This window comes from Vibrio sp. M260112, assembly GCF_036533775.1.
Classification (GTDB): domain Bacteria; phylum Pseudomonadota; class Gammaproteobacteria; order Enterobacterales; family Vibrionaceae; genus Vibrio.
In genome coordinates, this window is record NZ_JATABH010000016.1 from 32658 (window position 1) to 51970 (window position 19313).

General features: G+C 44.7%; 17 protein-coding genes and 1 other RNA gene. 14 read left to right on the plus strand and 4 right to left on the minus strand.

Annotation, left to right across the window (positions count from 1 at the left end):
- Positions 1-73: 73 nt before the first annotated feature.
- Positions 74-952 carry a Tim44 domain-containing protein gene (locus QTN95_RS09225; protein ID WP_331417273.1) on the plus strand — a complete coding sequence of 293 codons (879 nt, stop codon included), beginning with the start codon at positions 74-76 and terminating at the stop codon, positions 950-952.
- Between the two features lie 125 nt (positions 953-1077).
- Positions 1078-1398: a DUF1244 domain-containing protein gene (locus QTN95_RS09230; RefSeq protein WP_331417274.1), complete on the plus strand. Its 321-nt coding sequence runs from the start codon at positions 1078-1080 to the stop codon at positions 1396-1398.
- Positions 1399-1470: 72 nt separating this feature from the next.
- Here the strand turns inward: QTN95_RS09230 and QTN95_RS09235 are convergent, their stop codons facing one another.
- Positions 1471-2538: a PLP-dependent cysteine synthase family protein gene (locus QTN95_RS09235; protein ID WP_331417275.1), complete on the minus strand. Its 1068-nt coding sequence runs from the start codon at positions 2536-2538 to the stop codon at positions 1471-1473.
- 117 nt (positions 2539-2655) lie between these two features.
- Between QTN95_RS09235 and QTN95_RS09240 the strand changes: the two genes are divergently transcribed.
- Complete coding sequence (locus tag QTN95_RS09240) at positions 2656-3129, plus strand: Lrp/AsnC family transcriptional regulator (protein WP_171052125.1); 474 nt, start codon at positions 2656-2658, stop codon at positions 3127-3129.
- A gap of 27 nt (positions 3130-3156) precedes the next feature.
- On the opposite strand, the gene tesB is transcribed toward QTN95_RS09240, so the two are convergent.
- Positions 3157-4017 carry an acyl-CoA thioesterase II gene (gene tesB, locus QTN95_RS09245; RefSeq protein WP_331417276.1) on the minus strand — a complete coding sequence of 287 codons (861 nt, stop codon included), beginning with the start codon at positions 4015-4017 and terminating at the stop codon, positions 3157-3159.
- Between the two features lie 194 nt (positions 4018-4211).
- Between tesB and QTN95_RS09250 the strand changes: the two genes are divergently transcribed.
- On the plus strand, positions 4212-4637 hold the full coding sequence (locus QTN95_RS09250; RefSeq protein ID WP_138970836.1) for a YbaY family lipoprotein: 426 nt from the start codon (positions 4212-4214) through the stop codon (positions 4635-4637).
- Between the two features lie 21 nt (positions 4638-4658).
- On the opposite strand, the gene QTN95_RS09255 is transcribed toward QTN95_RS09250, so the two are convergent.
- The gene (locus tag QTN95_RS09255) at positions 4659-4961 is read right to left on the minus strand and encodes a DNA base-flipping protein (protein WP_331417277.1); all 303 of its coding nucleotides are present in this window, start codon (positions 4959-4961) and stop codon (positions 4659-4661) included.
- Between the two features lie 49 nt (positions 4962-5010).
- On the opposite strand from QTN95_RS09255, the gene QTN95_RS09260 reads away from it, so the two are divergent.
- From QTN95_RS09260 to QTN95_RS09305, 10 genes are all read left to right on the plus strand, one after another.
- Positions 5011-5751 carry a hypothetical protein gene (locus QTN95_RS09260; protein WP_138970838.1) on the plus strand — a complete coding sequence of 247 codons (741 nt, stop codon included), beginning with the start codon at positions 5011-5013 and terminating at the stop codon, positions 5749-5751.
- A gap of 233 nt (positions 5752-5984) precedes the next feature.
- Complete coding sequence (locus QTN95_RS09265) at positions 5985-7994, plus strand: diguanylate cyclase domain-containing protein (RefSeq protein ID WP_443088866.1); 2010 nt, start codon at positions 5985-5987, stop codon at positions 7992-7994.
- Between the two features lie 127 nt (positions 7995-8121).
- An RNA gene (gene ffs / locus QTN95_RS09270) (signal recognition particle sRNA small type) lies at positions 8122-8218 on the plus strand.
- A 681-nt stretch (positions 8219-8899) separates the two neighbouring features.
- Positions 8900-10540, plus strand: coding sequence for an ABC transporter substrate-binding protein (locus tag QTN95_RS09275; RefSeq protein ID WP_331417279.1), 1641 nt, complete (start codon positions 8900-8902; stop codon positions 10538-10540).
- 71 nt (positions 10541-10611) lie between these two features.
- Positions 10612-11532: an oligopeptide ABC transporter permease OppB gene (oppB, locus tag QTN95_RS09280; RefSeq protein ID WP_331417280.1), complete on the plus strand. Its 921-nt coding sequence runs from the start codon at positions 10612-10614 to the stop codon at positions 11530-11532.
- A 15-nt stretch (positions 11533-11547) separates the two neighbouring features.
- Complete coding sequence (gene oppC / locus QTN95_RS09285) at positions 11548-12450, plus strand: oligopeptide ABC transporter permease OppC (RefSeq protein WP_331417281.1); 903 nt, start codon at positions 11548-11550, stop codon at positions 12448-12450.
- Between the two features lie 29 nt (positions 12451-12479).
- Complete coding sequence (locus tag QTN95_RS09290; protein ID WP_240800956.1) at positions 12480-13451, plus strand: ABC transporter ATP-binding protein; 972 nt, start codon at positions 12480-12482, stop codon at positions 13449-13451.
- Positions 13448-14443: a murein tripeptide/oligopeptide ABC transporter ATP binding protein OppF gene (gene oppF, locus QTN95_RS09295; protein ID WP_331417282.1), complete on the plus strand. Its 996-nt coding sequence runs from the start codon at positions 13448-13450 to the stop codon at positions 14441-14443. Before QTN95_RS09290 ends, oppF begins: the two co-directional genes overlap by 4 nt.
- A gap of 178 nt (positions 14444-14621) precedes the next feature.
- On the plus strand, positions 14622-15566 hold the full coding sequence (locus tag QTN95_RS09300) for a glutathione S-transferase family protein (protein ID WP_331417283.1): 945 nt from the start codon (positions 14622-14624) through the stop codon (positions 15564-15566).
- Positions 15567-15685: 119 nt separating this feature from the next.
- On the plus strand, positions 15686-16960 hold the full coding sequence (locus QTN95_RS09305; protein WP_331417284.1) for an MgtC/SapB family protein: 1275 nt from the start codon (positions 15686-15688) through the stop codon (positions 16958-16960).
- 63 nt (positions 16961-17023) lie between these two features.
- Here QTN95_RS09305 and pta read toward each other — a convergent pair whose 3' ends face one another.
- Positions 17024-19198: a phosphate acetyltransferase gene (pta, locus tag QTN95_RS09310; protein WP_331417285.1), complete on the minus strand. Its 2175-nt coding sequence runs from the start codon at positions 19196-19198 to the stop codon at positions 17024-17026.
- Between the last annotated feature and the right edge of the window lie 115 nt (positions 19199-19313).

Genomic DNA, 19313 nt, shown 5'->3' on the forward strand with positions numbered 1-19313 from the left:
CTAGTTCCGCTGAGGGTAAGATGTCATAATAAATAAAAATTCAATACCTCGATACGAACTTGAAAGGAAGAATATGAAACGGCTCTTTTCTCTCGTTGCTCTACTTATGGTCTCAGTGGCTATCACGCCGATTGCCGAGGCAAAGAAGTTAGGTGGCGGAAAATCGTTCGGCAAAAGTCTTAAAACTGCGCCTGCGCCAAAACAGCAACAACAAAACACCAATACTATTGGTAAAGATCAAGCAACTAAGACTCAAAGCTCAACCAAGAAAGGCTTGATGGGCGGCCTACTTGGTGGCTTGTTAGCTGGTGGACTGCTTGCTGCCTTCTTTGGTGGTGCATTTGAAGGTATCCAATTCATGGATATCTTGATCATCGGTTTGATTGCTTTTGTTATCTTCAAACTTATGCGTGGCATGCTTGGGGCAAAGCAGGGCAGTATGAATCAGCATCGTCAGCAGCCTGCATTCGGAGGTTCTGCGCCTAAATTTGAACAACCAAATGTACATAATTTCGAGCAGCCTCAGTCAGGTGCACAAAGCGGTGGTTTTGGTTTTGGTGCTCAGAGTGATGTTCCTCATAACTACCCACCGGGTTTCGACCAAGCGGCCTTTATCAATGGATCTCGTGAACACTACCGTATCCTTCAAGGTGCTTGGAACCACAACCAGTTAGATACGATTGAAGAGTATGTTTCTCCAAGCTTATTTGAAGATCTGAAATCAGAACGTGAGAAACTCGGTGGAGAGCAACATACCGATGTGATGTATGTTGATGCTGAAATCGTGCGTGCGGATTATGATGCAAGCAAAGCGCAACTAAGCTTACAGTTTAGTGGTCGTTACCGTGACTCAGTAGAAGGTATTGAAGAGAACATCGAAGATATCTGGCACTTAGAGCGTGATTTAACCACACCAAATGCGCCATGGCTAATCGTTGGTATTCAAGGCTAATACCGATACCTAACCGTTAAAGTTTAACGCCCAAGCTCATAGCTTGGGCGTTTTTGTATTGTCTAAAGCTGTCAATGCTTGGTAGTATTTTTAGCCTAGCTAAAAATCATACTAAGGTAAGTAAAGTGGCTGAATTTAAATACAAAAACCTCACTCAAGAGCAGCAAGACAAACTGGATGCTGCGGCTTTTCGTCGTTTACTCGCGCATCTAGATGACAACAAAGACGTACAAAACATCGATTTAATGATTCTGGCTGGTTTCTGCCGTAACTGTTTCAGCAAATGGTACAAGGCTGAAGCAGATACCCAAGGGGTCGATCTCGATATCGATGATGCACGTGAACGCGTTTATGGCATGACTTACGATGAGTGGAAACAAAACCACCAGCCAAAAGCAACGCCTGAGCAGCTAGCTGCGTTTGAAGCGCGCCAAAACAAGGGTTAATCAACCTGAGTGAATACAAAAAAGCCCCGTTACGCGTAGAGTGAACGGGGCTTTGACTTTTATCGTATTAGGCTAGCTTAATTGGCCAGTGACCTCTAATTCTTCAAGTTTGGCTATGTATGGCTGAAGGTCACCGATGTTCTCTTCAACCCACTCGGCGTTGTAGTATGTATCTAAATAACGTTCACCGCTGTCACACAGTAGCGTCACAATCGAACCTTTTTCACCACGGGCTTTCATTTCGCAGGCTAGCTGGAGTACACCGTATAAGTTTGTACCAGTTGATGCCCCGACCTTACGACCTAGGATTTTTTCTAGCCAGTGCGCCGTTGCGACGGATGCTGCGTCAGGAATAGTGCGCATCTCATCAACAACACCAGGAATAAAGCTCGGCTCAACTCGCGGACGACCAATGCCTTCAATTTTGCTTCCGCAATCGCCAGTGAGATTTTTGTTACCTGTCTTGAAATACTCATGGAACACTGAGTTTTCAGGGTCAACAACACAGAGCTTAGTGTCGTGTTGTTGGTAGCGAATAAAGCGCCCAATTGTAGCTGAAGTTCCCCCCGTACCCGGACTCATTACGACCCAAGTTGGTACTGGGTGATCTTCCATTTCCATCTGACTAAAGATCGAGTTGGCTATATTGTTATTACCACGCCAGTCTGTTGCTCGTTCTGCGTAGGTAAACTGGTCTATATAATGCCCATTCAACTCTTGAGCTAGGCGGTGAGATTCTGCATAGATCTGATCAGAACGATCAACCAAATGGGCTTGACCGCCGTAGAATTCAATCTGCTCAATTTTTTTGCGTGCGGTACATTTAGGCATCACAGCGATAAATGGTAGGCCAAGTAGGCGAGCAAAATAAGCTTCAGAAACCGCGGTACTACCTGAGGAAGATTCGATAATCGTGGTTTCAGGACCCACCCAACCATTACAAATTGCGTAAAGGAATAGAGAGCGTGCGAGACGATGTTTTAGAGAACCTGTCGGATGTGTACTTTCATCTTTTAGATAAATATCAACGCCTTCGATACTTGGCAAATCGAGTTTAATCAGATGTGTATCAGCACTGCGCTGATAGTCTGCTTCGATTTTTCGTACAGCATTGTTAATCCAGTTATGGTCGGTACACATAGGGTTTATCCTTAGAATCGTTATAGCGTTAATGTAGCGATTAATAGGGAGAAAAACTTTGCTTTTTTTACTCCGTTTTGCTTTATTTGGAGAAAATAATTCTATAAATGTGATTTTATGGATATCGAATTAGACAAAATTGACCGAAAAATACTCGATCTATTACAAAGTGATGGAACATTGTCTCTCAATGAACTGGCAGATGCAGTCAATCTAACAACGACACCATGTTGGAAGCGCATGAAGAAGCTAGAAGAGATGGGGGTTATTCAAAAGCGAGTTGCACTACTCAATCCCGAGAAATTGGATTTGTCGTTCACGGCCTTCGTACTGATAAAAACCAGTGACCATTCCCATGAATGGTACAGCCATTTTGTTTCAACCGCTTCTGAGTTCCCGGAAGTGATGGAGTTTTATCGAATGGCGGGTGAATACGACTATATGATGAAAGTCTTAGTGAAGGACATGAAGTGTTTTGATCGCTTCTACAAAAAACTGGTCAACTCAGTGGAAGGTATTTCTAACGTGACATCTACTTTTGCCATGGAACCTTTAAAATACACCACGGCTCTGCCGATCTGCAGCGATTAAAAGCCTCCCGCAGGAGGCTTGATGGCTTTAGCTGGTAAAACGCATCACACCCTCTTGTACTGCGGTAGCAACAAGATCGCCATTACGATTGTATATTTCGCCACGGACCAGTCCCCGTGTATTGCTTGCAGTTGGACTTTCTATCGCATAGAGAAGCCAGTCATCGACTTTAAATGGTCGGTGGAACCAAATGGAGTGGTCGATGGTAGCGACCTGGAATTTCGGTGTCATCAGAGAGACACCGTGAGGGTGTAGCGCAGTGACAAGGAAGCCCCAATCAGATGCGTAGCCTAATAAATATTGATGGATAAGTTGGTTATCCGGTACTTTGCCGTTGGCTTTTATCCAAAGATATTGCTTGGGATCCGCTTTTTCAGGTTTCAACGGATTCACCACTGTAACCGGTCGCATTTCGATAGGTTTTTCTCCGCAAAACGTTTTCTGCAATTTTTCTGGTAGCAAATGAGCAATGCGGCCAGCAAGCTCTGACTCTGACGCAAAGTGCTCTGGCCCTGGGATATCAGGCATCACATTTTGGTGTTCAAACCCCGGTGCTTCGCCGTGATAAGATGCGGTGAGGTAGAAGATTGGACGCCCATTTTGAATCGCTTTCACACGACGAGTACTGAAACTACGACCATCGCGTAGGTTTTCCACATCGTAAATAATAGGTTTCTCGGGATTTCCCGGATAGAGAAAATAGCTATGAAATGAGTGAACCGTACGATCCGCATCAACGGTGTAGCGAGCCGCTGATAATGCCTGACCGATAACCTGACCACCATAAACTTGTGGTAGCCCGAGGTTTTCGCTTTGACCTCTAAAAAGTCCTTCTTCAAGTTTTTCTAATTGCAATAAATTCAACAACTCGTTTAGAGGTTTACTCATATTTGTGACCTTCTAATACCATATTTGAGACCCATTTTACGCAGTTACTGACAAATAAAACAGCTGTTTAAATTTTAATTGTCATCATAGAACTAACATAGTCAGAACTTTGTCAGTAATCGTTAGCGTACAATGACATTCATATAATAGCCTTCTATAATCCTCGTGAATTTAATTAGTTATAGAGAGGCTTTATGAAAAAGGCACTAGCGTTAGTAATGTCAGTGGTACTAGGTGCAGTATTGGTTGGCTGCCAATCTTCAGAGAAACAAGAGCAACCACGAGTGGATTCAGTGACAGGCACACTTGCTTACCGTGAGCGCATTGCGTTGCCGGATAATGCAGTGGTGACAGTGACTCTACAAGATGTCTCATTGGCGGACGCTCCAGCAAAAGTTATCGCTAAGCATCGTTTTGAAACCAATGGTGCGCAAGTTCCTTTCGAGTTTGACCTCGCTTACGATACTAACAAAATTGAAGCTCGCCACCGTTACAGTGTGAGTGCGCGTATTGAAGTAGATGGTCAGCTTCGTTTCATTACTGATACGTCTTATCCGGTTATTACTGATGATGCACAGACGGACAATGTCAATCTGCGCCTAATCGGTGTGCGTAACTAAAGAGTATTGAATGGCAGCCCATCAGGGCTGCCATTTATATTTTCTCAAGCTCAACTTTCCCTCTTCACTGACTTCAACACCTTCTGCAATAAGCTTGGCTCTTTGTCTCAGTAGATCCTGTCCTTTTAAAGAAATCTTGCCCTGACTGTTAATCACTCGGTGCCAAGGCAACTTGGTCTCTTGTGGAAGATTGCCAAGGGCTTTACCAACGTGACGGGCATAGCTAGGATAACCTGCGCGTTTTGCGATCTCACCATAGGTCGTGACTTTTCCACTAGGAATTTGGTGAATTACAGCAAAGATTTGCATTAAAAACTGGTCCATAATCAGAGTGTCCTAGTACAGAGTTCCAAGGAATGGATAAGGAGAGGGCATGGTATTTTCTACATTTCAGTTCTTAGTGACAACGTTATTGGCTGTGGTTTGTGCTCGGAGTATCAGTCTAAGCGAAGGCGATATCCCCGTTTTAGCCTTAATCATCCCCGCATTGTGGATTTTTCCCCAAGGCGGTGTGGTCGGTCTTGTATTGATGGCCGCGATGACCACTTATGGTCTTACACTACCTCATCAACCGTTTACGTTATCCGTGAGTCTATGGGTACTGTTCCCGTTATTAATGGTCGCATTTTCTAAACGAAGCAGCTTGGGGGTCGTGCTGACAAGTGCTTTGATCGTGACGACCTTAATGGTGGGGATTATGGTGACACAAGCGGGAGGAAAGCTCGCTGGTGAACCCGTTGTCACCTTTGTCCAAACTATTGCCGTGATTGCTATTTGGTGGTCAGTCTCTCACTGGAAGCCATCCAACAAACATAGCTGGTGGGCTCTGGGTTTAATTCTGCCGTTATGGATAGCTGATTTGTCTTACGCCGCGCTGTTGGCTCTATGTATTACAGGCATTATGGCCTCGATGGAAAGTTTGTCGAAGTTGACCTCATTCCGTTGGAGTAAATTGTTATGTTGGACACTACCAACGGTTGGCTTCGCTGCCTTAGTCGTTACCCCTACCATCGAAGTGCCCAATCCCGTGTTTGTCGTGTGGATCTGTTTGCTCGGTACAGCTTGGATGACAGACTACATTTTGCGAAGTGTTGAACAAGAGCAAGACATATAAATAGTCAATCAGAGTTCGATGTATATGCGGTTGGCATATTCAACTATGTGTGTCAAAATTGCGCATGTTTTGAACGGTGAGTGGGTTGATAAGGACAATACTTTTAAACAAGTGCTTGTTTGTCCGACACTTTAGTTCGGCATCCGACTCGATGATATCCCCAGGGCATCTTTGTTCCTTGGTCATCTTTGAGATAAGAGAATTCATAACTATTCAAATAGGAACAAGCAAGGATGACCTACCTCTGGCGCATGTGGTGCACTGTGTTTTGCATGCTATTGATACCCACAACGTACGCAAACACCAAATATAAGGTCGCGATGGAGGCGGATGATGTCGTCTCACGGATACTTTTTGATGCTGTTTCTGAGCAATTTGGGTTGCAGGTGGAGTATGTCTATTATCCAAGCTTTAATAGCATCCTAAATGCCGTAAAAACTTCGCAAGCCGATTTTGCCGCCAACGTTACTTATACTACTGAGCGCGCTGAGTTTTTTGAGTTCTCAAGCCCAACCAATATTGAATACACCTATCTTTTTAGTTTGATTAATGCCGACTTGGATGAAGTCTCAACCGTCGGAGTACCCGCCGGAACCATTTATGGCGAGTTGATTCACGCTAACTATCCAGAAATGAGCTTGGTAGAATATCGTGGACATGACCAAGCTAAATCCTTGATTGAGTCAGGGCAAGTTGATGGTGTTGTTGACGCGATCAATCAGTTAAAACCCATGCTTCTCGCGGGTTACGATGCACAATTGCTTAACCATCAACTGATGATTAAGCCCGTTTCAATTATTGCGCCAAAAGGCAAACATCAAAACTTACTCAAAACGATTGAACATTATGTGCACGGCGCAGAGGTACAAAAACTTCTGCGCGAGTCGGTGAAGCAGTATCAATTTGATTTGAGAAAACAGGCGTTACGTCAGGATGTTATTGATAGCCTGATCAACTATCAAAAGCCCTTGAGAGTCAAGATTGAAAATATAGGTCAGTACGCCAAATACGAACCAGACGGTAGTATCAGTGGCATTACTGCCGATGTGGTTTTACAGGCGTGTGAGATTCTGATGCTCAGATGTAACCTCATAAGTACCTACGATGAATCTTGGGAGAGCATGTACCGTGATTTGATCGAGCAAGAGATTGATGTTCTATCACCTATTGTGGCTTCTGAATCACGCAAGAACATCGCGTATTTTAGCGTGCCTTACTATTTCCCAGAAGCCATCCTGGTCAAAAGGGAAGGGTACAAAGAGAATGTTTACAGCAACGTCTCAGAGTTAATCGCCGAGAGAATTGGCGTGATCCGAGACGACTTCTACCAAGAGTTACTTTCGCAGCGTCTACCTAACAAAGTCCTCCATGCTTACCCAAGTGGTGATGCAATCTATGAAGCGCTATTAGACGAAAAAATTGATTATTTGGCGGTCAGCCGAGCTAACTTCAATAAACGACTACGCGAATCCAATGATCTACTTCCACTCGCAGAGGAAACATTGATTGGCAGCTACTACAAATCACCGATTGCGATAGGTTTTGCCAAGAACGATCTAGGAGAAACGCTAGCGCCACTCTTTACTCGAGCAATCAAAATGATCGATGTTGAGCGCATCATCAGCAAATACGATTATCAACCGGACTGGAAAGCCACCTTACATGCAGAACAGGCGTTTTCACGAAATAGCCAGTTTCTCTTCTTATTGGTGCTAGGATTTTTAGTGGTCGTGGCAATGTATCTGCATAGCCAATCAAATACCGATAATCTAACCAGGTTACGTAATCGTCGAGCGCTAAAGCAGAAATATAGAAGCGGCATCAATGGGGATGAGACCTTAATCTATTTAGATGTAAATCGATTCAAACAGATCAATGACAGCTATGGTCATGAAGTCGGTGACCAAGTGTTAAAAGCGGTGGCGAGCTACATTAGTCGTTATTGGCGTGGATCGAGCTATCGAATTGGTGGCGATGAGTTTGTGCTTGTCGGTAAGGTTACGCCAGAAGAGGTCAGCAAGTTAAAAAGCCAGTTTGAGTTGTTTCCGTTCGCTTCTGATGACAAAAGCATTGCGTTTAATGTCTCCCTAGCTTTCGGTGCTTCACCTTCAGGAAGACACTTTATGAGCATTGAAGAAGTGATACATGAAGCCGATGTAGAAATGTATCAGCACAAGCAAGCGCAAGCAGACGGAAAAAATGGGGCGAGACAAGCTGCGAAAGTGGTTTCTCTTAACTCATAGTGGTTACTCACTAAGCAGTTGAATCGAAAAGATGACTTTTCTGCCTTGTTTGACTTGAAATAGCCCTGAGGATGACTGATAATCCCCTCACTCCTTAGCTCTGCTAAGGAAAACGAATCTATGGAGGCCCTGGTCCTCCCGCAACAATAGCTCGTGAACTCGGTCAGGTCCGGAAGGAAGCAGCCGCAGCGAGTGACTTGTGTGCCGGGATGTGGCTGGGGCTTCCACCCATTAAAAACGCCGCTTTTATTAGCGGCGTTTTGCTATCTGCTACTTTTTAATTTTAATCCTTTCCTTTTTGTCTAAACATTAGAATTCTCGTTTAGAACTTATTCCAACCCGCATTAACTATTTTCCCTCGATCAGATTGTTCTGATAAAAAATCTAAATAAACCCACATGTATTAATGATGGGAATATCTATCATTTGGTTGATAATTGGGATTAATGTCTGAAATATGATAATTAGACTTTAGTAAATTTAAGTGAAGTGACTAAGTTCACAGAACGCAATTTTGCCAAAGGCAAATGTAGCTATTTGTTATCTAGATTGCATTACTTTTGTAAAATTTCCGCACAATATATAGCATAAGATGCTAAAAAAGCTTCTTATTAGATAATATGGCACTTCAATCTGCTTGGGAGAGAATTTTTATTTTATTCAACTAAGGAATTCTTGATACCTAGAGATTCTTACCAATTTATTGACGTAATCGGGTGTATATACGACTTTTTGCTACATTTTTATGGCAAATTACTTCAATGATTGCTAATGTGTGCCGCAATCTTTGTATTATTTTAGATTTTTATGCTTAATTTTTGAGCTAAACAGTTCTAAATCACTGGCCGTTCTAGTGAGATACAAAGAAGTCATGGATGCAATACATAAAACTCGGAGTTTAATGCATGTACAAGAATAAAATCACACAAGCCCTACTTCTAGGCGCTGGTTTGGCAGTGGCTGCCACTTCTACTACTACACTTGCAGCAGATGTTCCTGCTGGCACTCAACTAGCTAAAGTTCAAGAACTGGTCCGTGGTAACGGTTCTGAAGTTGCGTCTCTTGACCCACATAAAGTTGAAGGTGTTCCAGAGTCACACGTTCTACGCGACTTAATGGAAGGGCTAGTGATTCAAGATGGTCCAGGTAACACAATCCCTGGCGCAGCTGAGTCTTGGACTACAGAAGACAACCAAACTTTCACTTTCAAAATCCGTAAAGACGCTAAATGGTCTAACGGTGACCCAGTAACTGCGTACGATTTCGAATACAGCTTCAAGCGTGCAGCAGATCCAGCGACAGCATCACCATACGCTTGGTACATCGAATATACAAAGATGAAGAATGCTAAAGACATTATTGCTGGCAAAAAAGACGTAAGCGAGCTTGGTGTTAAAGCTGTTGACGATCACACTCTAGTACTAGAAACCGAAGTACCACTACCTTACTTTGTTAAGATGATGGCACACACAACAATGTACCCAGTTCACAAGGCAACTGTTGAAAAATTCGGTAGCGGTTGGACTAAACCAGGTAACTTCGTTGGTAACGGTGCATTCGTACTTTCTGACTGGGTTGTGAACGAGAAAATCGTACTTGAGCGCAACACAAATTACTGGGACAACAAAGACACAGTCATTGATAAGGTAACTTTCCTACCTATCGAAAACCAAAACGCGGAAATGAACCGCTTCCTATCTGGTGAAATTCACCTAACATACGAAGTGCCAAACGAGCAATTCCGTCGTCTATCTAAAGATTACCCAGAGAACGTTGTTGTTTCTCCAAACCTATGTACTTACTACTACGGTTTCAACACTCAACGCCCTCCATTTGACGATGTACGCGTACGTAAGGCACTGTCTTACACTATCGATCGTGACATCATCACTAACGCAATTCTTGGTCAAGGTCAGAAGCCAGCATTCGCGCTGACTCACAGCGGTATCACAGGTTTCTCTCCTGAAGCGCCTGAGTACGCATCTCTATCTCAAAAAGAGCGTATAGAGAAAGCGAAAGAGCTTCTAGCAGAAGCAGGCTTTGGTCAGGGTAAACCACTAGACTTCACACTTCTTTACAACACTTCAGAGAACCACAAGAAGATCGCTGTAGCGGTACAATCTATGTGGAAGAAATCTCTAGGTGGTTTCGTAAACGTGAAACTTGAAAACCAAGAGTGGAAAACGTACCTAGACAGCAGCAAGCAAGGCAACTTTGACGTTCGTCGTGCGGGCTGGTGTGCTGACTACAACGAAGCATCTACTTTCCTAGCAATCGCTATGACTGAGAATGGTTCAAACGATCAGAAATACTCTAGCGCTGTTTTTGACAAAGCGATGAACGACGCTGTAAACGTAGCGAAAACGGATGAAGAACGTAATGCGTTCTATGCAATTGCTGAAGCTCAGCTTGCGCAAGACATGCCAATCGCTCCGATTTACCAGTACGTTCAGCCTCGCCTAGTGAGCACAGTGGTAGGCGGCTATCCTGATCAGAACCCTCAGGACAATATCTACTCAAAAGATATGTACATTATTAAAAAATAGTAATTTGAAGTAGATAAGAATGCGCCCATAGCCTGCGCTATGGGTGCATTTTTTTAGATGTGAGATGCATTATGTTGAAGTTAATTTTTACTCGTATTGTGGAAGCAATTCCGACCTTACTTGTCCTAATAACCGTTTCTTTTTTCCTTATGCGTTTTGCTCCAGGTAACCCTTTTTCATCAGAAAAGACTTTGCCACCTGAAGTAATGCAAAACATCAATGAGAAATATGGTCTAGACAAGCCTTTATTTGAACAATACACCACCTATTTAGGCAATATTTTGCAAGGTGATTTTGGCCCTTCATTCAAATACAAAGACTACACCGTTAATGAGTTAGTCGCTGAAGCATTACCAGTTTCAGCTAAAGTGGGCTTTTACGCGTTTATTTTTACCGTGATCGTCGGTGTGGCGGTCGGTACACTGGCTGCACTGAAACAGAATACTTGGCTTGACTATTCGGTCATGTCCACGTCCATGATAGGGGTGGTGTTACCCTCCTTCGTATTTGCTCCTGTTCTGATTTATATCTTTTCGATCGGCTTAGGCTGGTTCCCTGCGGGCGGTTGGAACGGTGGTGCGATTGAGTACATGGTACTTCCAGTGTTAGGTATGTCATTCCTGTACATTGCGACCTTTGCTCGTATCACTCGTGGTTCAATGATTGAAACTCTCAACAGTAACTTTATCCGAACAGCACGAGCTAAGGGCTTGAGCTACCGTTACATTGTTCTTAAGCATGCGCTGAAACCTGCACTGCTACCTGTAGTTTCTTACATGGGTCCTGCATTCGTAGGTATCATTACTGGTTCTGTTGTTATCGAAACGATCTTTGGTCTGCCAGGTATTGGTAAGCTATTCGTTAACGCAGCATTTAACCGTGACTACTCGCTAGTAATGGGAATTACCATCCTAATTGGTTTCCTATTCATCTTGTTCAACGCTGTTGTTGATATTTTACTAGCGTTAATCGACCCGAAAATCCGTTACTAACAGGGAAGTATCGTTATGTTAACGAAAAAAGAGAATCTAGAAGCGATCGAAAAATTCTCAGAGAATCTTGAGATTGAAGGTCGCAGTTTATGGCAGGACGCGCGAATCCGCTTTATGCGTAACAAAGCGGCTATGGTGAGTCTTTTCATCCTATTTATCATGACATTAGCGGTGATTTTCTTGCCAATGATCGCGCCATACACGTTCGATGATACGGATTGGTATGCGATGCACGTTGGGCCAAGCGCGGAACACTGGTTTGGTACTGATAGCTTAGGTCGTGACCTATATGTTCGTACCCTTATTGGTGGTCGTATCTCGTTAATGGTTGGTGTACTAGGCGCACTTGTCGCTGTACTTATTGGTACACTTTACGGCGCGGCATCTGGCTTCATTGGCGGCAAAGTAGACCGTCTGATGATGCGTGTACTAGAGATCCTATACGCGGTTCCATTTATGTTCCTAGTTATCGTACTAGTTACATTCTTTGGTCGTAATATCATCCTTATCTTCGTAGCGATTGGTGCCATTGCATGGCTTGATATGGCGCGTATCGTACGTGGTCAGACTCTAAGCTTGCGTAGTAAAGAGTTTATTGAAGCTGCCCATGTTTGTGGTGTGAGCAAGTGGAAAATCATCACTCGCCATATCGTACCAAACGTATTGGGTATTGTAGCGGTTTACTCAACGCTGCTTATTCCTAGCATGATTCTAACGGAGTCATTCTTATCATTCCTTGGTCTTGGTGTTCAGGAGCCAATGACAAGTTGGGGCGCACTACTTCAAGAAGGGTCACAGACAATGGAAATTGCTATCTGGCAACTTTCATTCCCAGCAGCCTTTATGGTCGTGACTCTATTTTGCTTCAACTATGTTGGTGATGGTCTGCGTGACGCGCTTGACCCGAAAGACCGCTAATTAAAAGTATAAAGATTAAGGAAGCAATGATGAGTCTATTAGATGTCAAAGACTTGCGTGTCGAATTCACCACTCAAGATGGTATCGTCACCGCAGTAAACGATTTGAACTTCTCTCTCAAGCAAGGTGAAACACTTGGTATTGTAGGGGAGTCTGGTTCAGGTAAATCTCAAACTGTATTCGCAATCATGGGACTGTTAGCTAAAAACGGTATCATCTCAGGTAGCGCTAAGTTTGAAGGTAACGAAATCCTTAACCTACCAGAAGCTGCTCTGAACAAGGTGCGTGCAGAGCAGATTGCAATGATTTTCCAAGACCCAATGACCTCACTTAACCCATACATGAAGGTAAGTGAACAGTTGATGGAAGTTCTGATGCTGCACAAAGGCATGGGCAGAGCAGAAGCGTTCGAAGAGTCTGTACGCATGCTAGAAGCGGTGAAAATTCCCGAAGCTCGTAAGCGTATTACTATGTACCCGCATGAGTTTTCTGGCGGTATGCGTCAGCGTGTAATGATCGCGATGGCACTACTATGTCGTCCGAAACTGCTTATCGCCGATGAACCAACAACGGCATTGGACGTGACTGTTCAAGCGCAGATCATGGATCTATTGAACGAGTTGAAGCGTGAGTTCAACACGGCAATCATCATGATCACCCACGACCTGGGTGTTGTCGCGGGTTCATGTGACAAAGTACTCGTTATGTATGCAGGTCGTACCATGGAGTATGGGTCAGTCGACGAAATCTTCTACAACCCAAGTCATCCTTACGCTGAAGGTCTACTTAAAGCGATTCCTCGTCTTGATACTGAAGGCGAAATTTTGCCAACAATTCCAGGCAATCCACCGAACTTACTTCGTTTGCCACCTGGCTGTCCTTATCAGGAGCGTTGCCACCGTGTAACAGATCGTTGTAAGAGCGAAACGCCAATCCTAACTCCGTTTGGAGATGGGCGTCAGCGCGCATGTTTTTCTGATTGGGAGGCTTGGAACAAATGAGTTTAGAGAACAAATCGTTATTGTTGGACGTAAAGAACCTAAAAGTTCACTTTAACATTGCTGCCAAGTCAGCATGGCCATGGGCTAAGCCTGCTAACCTTAAAGCGGTAGATGGCGTAAACGTTCGTCTATACGAAGGTGAAACGCTTGGCGTAGTAGGGGAATCAGGCTGTGGTAAGTCGACCTTTGCACGTGCAATCATCGGCTTAGTCGAAGCGACCGACGGTGATGTAATGTGGCTTGGTCAAGACTTGACTAAGATGAAAGAAGTGCAGCGCCGCGAAACTCGTAAAGAGATTCAGATGATTTTCCAAGACCCACTCGCGTCTTTGAATCCACGTATGACGGTTGGCGATATCATTGCGGAACCTTTAGAAACGTTCTACCCAGAGCTATCTAAGCTAGAAGTGAAAGATCGTGTAAAAGAAATGATGGCTAAAGTCGGTCTACTACCGAACGTTATCAACCGTTACCCACACGAATTTTCTGGTGGTCAATGTCAGCGTATCGGTATTGCTCGTGCACTGATCCTAAAGCCTAAGATGATCATCTGTGATGAACCTGTATCGGCGCTAGACGTATCGATTCAGGCGCAGGTCGTTAACTTGCTTAAAGAGCTTCAGAAAGAACTTGGACTTTCGCTGGTATTCATCGCTCACGACTTGTCAGTTGTAAAACACATTTCCGATCGTGTGCTGGTTATGTATTTAGGTAACGCAGTAGAGCTTGGTGAGTCTGACGCTTTGTTTGCAGATCCTAAGCATCCATATACTCGCGCACTTATGTCTGCGGTACCAATCCCAGATCCTAAGCTAGAGCGAGCTAAGCACATTGAAATGCTTGAAGGTGATTTACCATCGCCAATCAATCCACCTTCTGGCTGTGTTTTCCGTACTCGTTGCCCACAGGCAACCGATGCGTGTGCGAAGACTAAACCAACGATTGAAGGTACCGATGTTCACGCTGTTTCGTGTTTACACGTAAGCGTATAACTCGCTTTGTCACTATTAACGCGGCGTCCTAGAGGACGCCGCGTTTTTGTGCCTGACCTCTACTCATCAACCAACTAATTCAAATAATTTGAACAACTAAACCAAGACTGCCTAATTAATCTTATCGAGGTTTCTTTTTATACTGAACTCATCAACATATTGGCGTGAGGAGTGGAAGATGGGCAAACTAGTCGAAGGCGTGTGGCACGATGTTTGGTATGACACCAAATCAAACAACGGCAAATTTGTACGCGAAGATGCGGGTTTTAGAAACTGGATAAAAAATCAACCCGATGCGCAGTTTCAACCAGAGTCTGGTCGCTACCACCTATTTGTCTCTCTTGCCTGTCCTTGGGCACATAGAACCCTTATCTTTCGCAAGCTCAAAGGTCTAGAAGAGCATATCGATTTAACCATTGTTTGCCCAGACATGATGTCTGAAGGCTGGCAAATGGGACTGCCAGAGCCACTTTTTGGTCATACTTGCCTGCATCAAATTTACACCCAAGCGAAAGCAGATTACACAGGGCGAGTGACGGTGCCTGTGCTGTGGGACAAGAAGCACAACACCATCGTTAGCAATGAGTCTTCAGAAATCATCCGAATGTTTAACTCAGAATTTAACCACATTACTGGCAATATGGATGATTACTACCCAGAGCACGAGCGAGCGTTAATTGACGAGTGGAATGCTTATATTTATCCAAACGTGAACAATGGTGTGTACCGATGTGGATTCGCGACAACGCAAGATGCGTACGAAGAAGCGTATGAAGGTTTGTTTGCCTCACTAGATAGGCTGGATGCCCACTTAGCCAATCATCGCTATTTAACGGGATCTAAAATTACTGAGGCAGACTGGCGTTTATTTACGACTTTGATCCGTTTTGATGCGGTTTATGTCGGCCACTTCAAATGCAATAAACAACGTATCGCGGACTATCCAAATCTTAACGGATATCTCAAGGAGCTATATCAGATTCCAGGTATTAAGGAAACCACAGACTTCTACCATATTAAGAGACATTACTATTACAGCCACACTGGAATTAACCCAACTCAAGTTGTGCCAAAAGGCCCCAAACTGGATTTAGACACGCCTCACGGCAGGGATAAAAGTTAACGACTCAGCAAAAACGCCACACAAGTGGCGTTTTTTTCAGTTTTATACGGCGAGTCACGATTTTAGTCACCAAATTGCGTAATCTTATGACAGTAAAGCCAAAGTTTGAGGACTGAGGGATGGATATCAACGGATTAGTCAACGGCGAACACCTGATGTGGAATCTTTTTGTTTCCTTGTTACTCGGTGCGATTGTCGGTACTCAGCGTGGTTGGGTAATGCGTAACAGTGTTGAGGGCAGTCGGGTTGCAGGTATCCGTACTTTCTCATTGGTCGGCCTTCTCGGTGGGCTTACGGCAATTTTGGCGAAGCTCTATTCGCCATTACTGATTGGCTTTGCGTTGATCGCTTTAGTCGTCTTGGCTTGTATCGCGTTCGTTGTTCAACAAAAAAAGAACGCCGACGTGAGCATCACTGGCGTGGTGAGTCTACTGGTCACGTTTGTGCTAGGCATACTCGCTGTATCCGGTGAAGCTGTGTTGGCAGCCGCATCCGCTGTGGTGACGGCGGTCGTTTTGGATAACAAAAGAGAGTTGCACCAAGCGCTACAGCGACTTAAAGAGTATGAATTGGATGCGGGATTACGCTTATTGCTGATTTCCATCGTGATGTTACCTTTGCTGCCGAATGAAACCTACGGCCCTTGGAATGCGCTCAATCCCTATGAAATATGGTGGATGGTGGTACTGATTGCCAGTATCTCATTTGTTGGTTATTTCGCGATAAAAATCGGTGGCGCGAAACGAGGTATCTTGTTTACCTCGGTGTTTGCGGGTTTAAGTTCTTCGACTGCGCTTACACTCCAGTTTTCTCATCTATCACGTGAACAACCAAATATAAGTCCTCTGCTCGCGAGTGGCATTTTGCTCAGTTGTGGAACTATGTTCCCGCGTCTCTTAATTGTACTTTCCGTGATTAACCCTCAGCTAGTTACCTTGCTATGGCCAATTGTCATCGCCATGATGATCGCGCTTTATCTGCCAGCATGGTGGGTTTGGCGTAAAAGTGGCGTTAACAATATTGAACCTTCAAACAAGCAAGCCAATCCCCTTGCTCTGCAATCAGCGTTGTTTTTTGGTGTGATATTGGCGGTGATCATGTTGCTATCTCAAGCACTATTGCAATGGTTCGGCGATACCGGCGTTCTACTGCTCTCCGCTTTATCGGGTATCACAGATGTTGACGCAATATCCTTGGCTTTAAGTCGTCAGAGTAACGATACCCTGAGTGTTACAACCGCTATGCTAGGCATCATTATTGCCGCTTCGGTCAACACGGTGGTCAAAATGGGTATGGTGGTGGCTATCGGCGATAGACGGCTGTGGATTAGGGTTGCGCCCATTATGGTCGGGTGCGTTGCGACTGGCGGTGCGATGTACTTAGCGATGTATTGAGCGGATTTGAATAAAAGAAACCCCCGCCGAAGCGAGGGTTTATATCACTAATAAGAGATAGGGTTAGTTAACCGCTTTCTCTTCCGCTTGTTCTGCTTGTTCTGCTTGAGCTGCCTGAATCGCTGTTAGTGCAACCGTGTAGACGATATCGTCAACGAGAGCACCGCGAGAAAGGTCGTTTACAGGCTTACGCATACCTTGAAGCATTGGACCGATAGAGACTAGGTCTGCTGAACGCTGTACCGCTTTGTATGTCGTGTTACCAGTGTTTAGGTCTGGGAATACGAATACTGTTGCTTTACCCGCTACTGGAGAGTTTGGTGCTTTAGAAGCCGCTACGTTTTCCATGATCGCTGCGTCGTATTGTAGAGGACCGTCGATAACAAGATCAGGACGCTTCTCTTGAGCAATCTTAGTCGCTTCACGTACTTTGTCTACATCAGCACCCTTACCAGATTCACCAGTAGAGTATGAGATCATTGCAACGCGTGGTTCGATACCGAATGCTGCTGCTGAATCAGCAGACTGGATAGCGATTTCCGCCAACTGTTCAGCTGTTGGATCTGGGTTGATCGCACAGTCACCGTAAACCAGAACCTGGTCAGGAAGCAGCATGAAGAAAACAGAAGATACGATAGACGCATCAGGTGCAGTCTTGATGATTTGGAACGGAGGAACGATAGTGTTCGCAGTCGTGTGAACTGCACCAGAAACTAGACCGTCTACTTCGTTATTTTCAAGCATCATAGTGCCTAGGAACACTGAGTCTTGTAGCTTCTCACGAGCAACAACTTCAGTCATACCTTTCGCGCCACGTAGCTCAACGAGACGCGCGACGTAATTTTCACGTACTTCATCAGAGTTGATGATCATTACGCCCGCACCGAGTTCGACGCCTTGCTGCGCAGCAACACGTTTGATCTCTTCTGGGTTACCCAAAAGCACACATTCAGCGATACCACGCTCTGCACAGATAGCCGCAGCTTTAACTGTACGTGGCTCATCACCTTCAGGAAGAACGATACGTTTACCTGCTTTACGAGCGAACTCAGTTAGCTGGTAACGGAATGCTGGAGGGCTTAGACGACGAGACTTCTTAGTACCTTCAGTCATAGACTCGATCCAGTTGCCATCGATGTTGCCAGCAACGTGCTCGTTAATGAACTCGATACGCTCTTTATCGTCCGCTGGAACTTCAATGCTGAAACTCTGTAGGTTCAGAGAAGTCTGCCAAGTGTTACCTTGCGCTTTGAAGATAGGCAGACCTGAATCGAACGCAGGCTTACATAGGCCAACGATCTGTTCTGGGATATCGTAACCGCCAGTCAGAAGGATTGCACCGATTTCAACACCGTTCATTGCAGCTAGAGCCGCAGCAACGATGACGTCAGGACGGTCTGCTGAAGTGACTAGCAGTGAACCTGGCTTGAAGTGTTCAATCATGTTTGGTAGCGAACGTGCACAGAAAGTGATGCTCTTAATGCGGCGAGTTTTAATATCACCAGCATTGATGATATCCGCATTCAGGTGCTTAGCCATATCGATAGCACGTGTCGCGATTAGGTCAATGCTCCATGGCACACAACCTAATACACGGATTGGAGATGTGTTAAAGATCTCCATTACTTTCATTTCGTTTTGCTTCGCACTATCAGCATCGTCAAAGATTTCTGATAGGTCAGGACGCGTACGACCTGCTTCATCAACAGGCGCATTCAGTTTGTTGATGATAACGCCTGAAATGTTCTTATTCTTAGTACCACCGAAGTTTGAACATGCAACTTCGATGCGCTCTTTAAGCTGCGCAGGGTTGTCTGTGCCAGGTGTTGCAACAAGTACGATCTCTGCACCAAGTGTTGCTGCAATTTCTGCGTTCACTTGGTTAGCGAATGGGTGTTTACGAGTAGGTACAAGACCTTCGATTAGCGTTACGTCAGCATCTTTGTTGATTTGGTTGTAACGCTCAACCACTGTTTCTAGCAGCTCATCCATGTTGTCGTTACCGATTAGGCTTTCAGCAACAGACATCGCAAGAGGTTGGCCGATCTTCACATCGCTGTTTGAACCAACGATAGTTGAAGTTAGATCAGGTTGATCGCCACCAGAACGCGGCTGACAGATTGGTTTGTAAAAAGAAACTTTAACGCCTTTGCGCTCCATTGCGCGAAGAACACCCATGCTTACGCTAGTAAGACCAACACCAGCACTTGCAGGGATAAGCATAATAGTACGAGACATTCGTAGAGTACCTATAGCTATTGGGGATAAAAGCTCAACTATTATTCCTTGCACTGCAAAGAATAGGAGTTGAGCCCCAGAATAAGAAAACCGGCTGCCTATTTAGCAGCCGGTT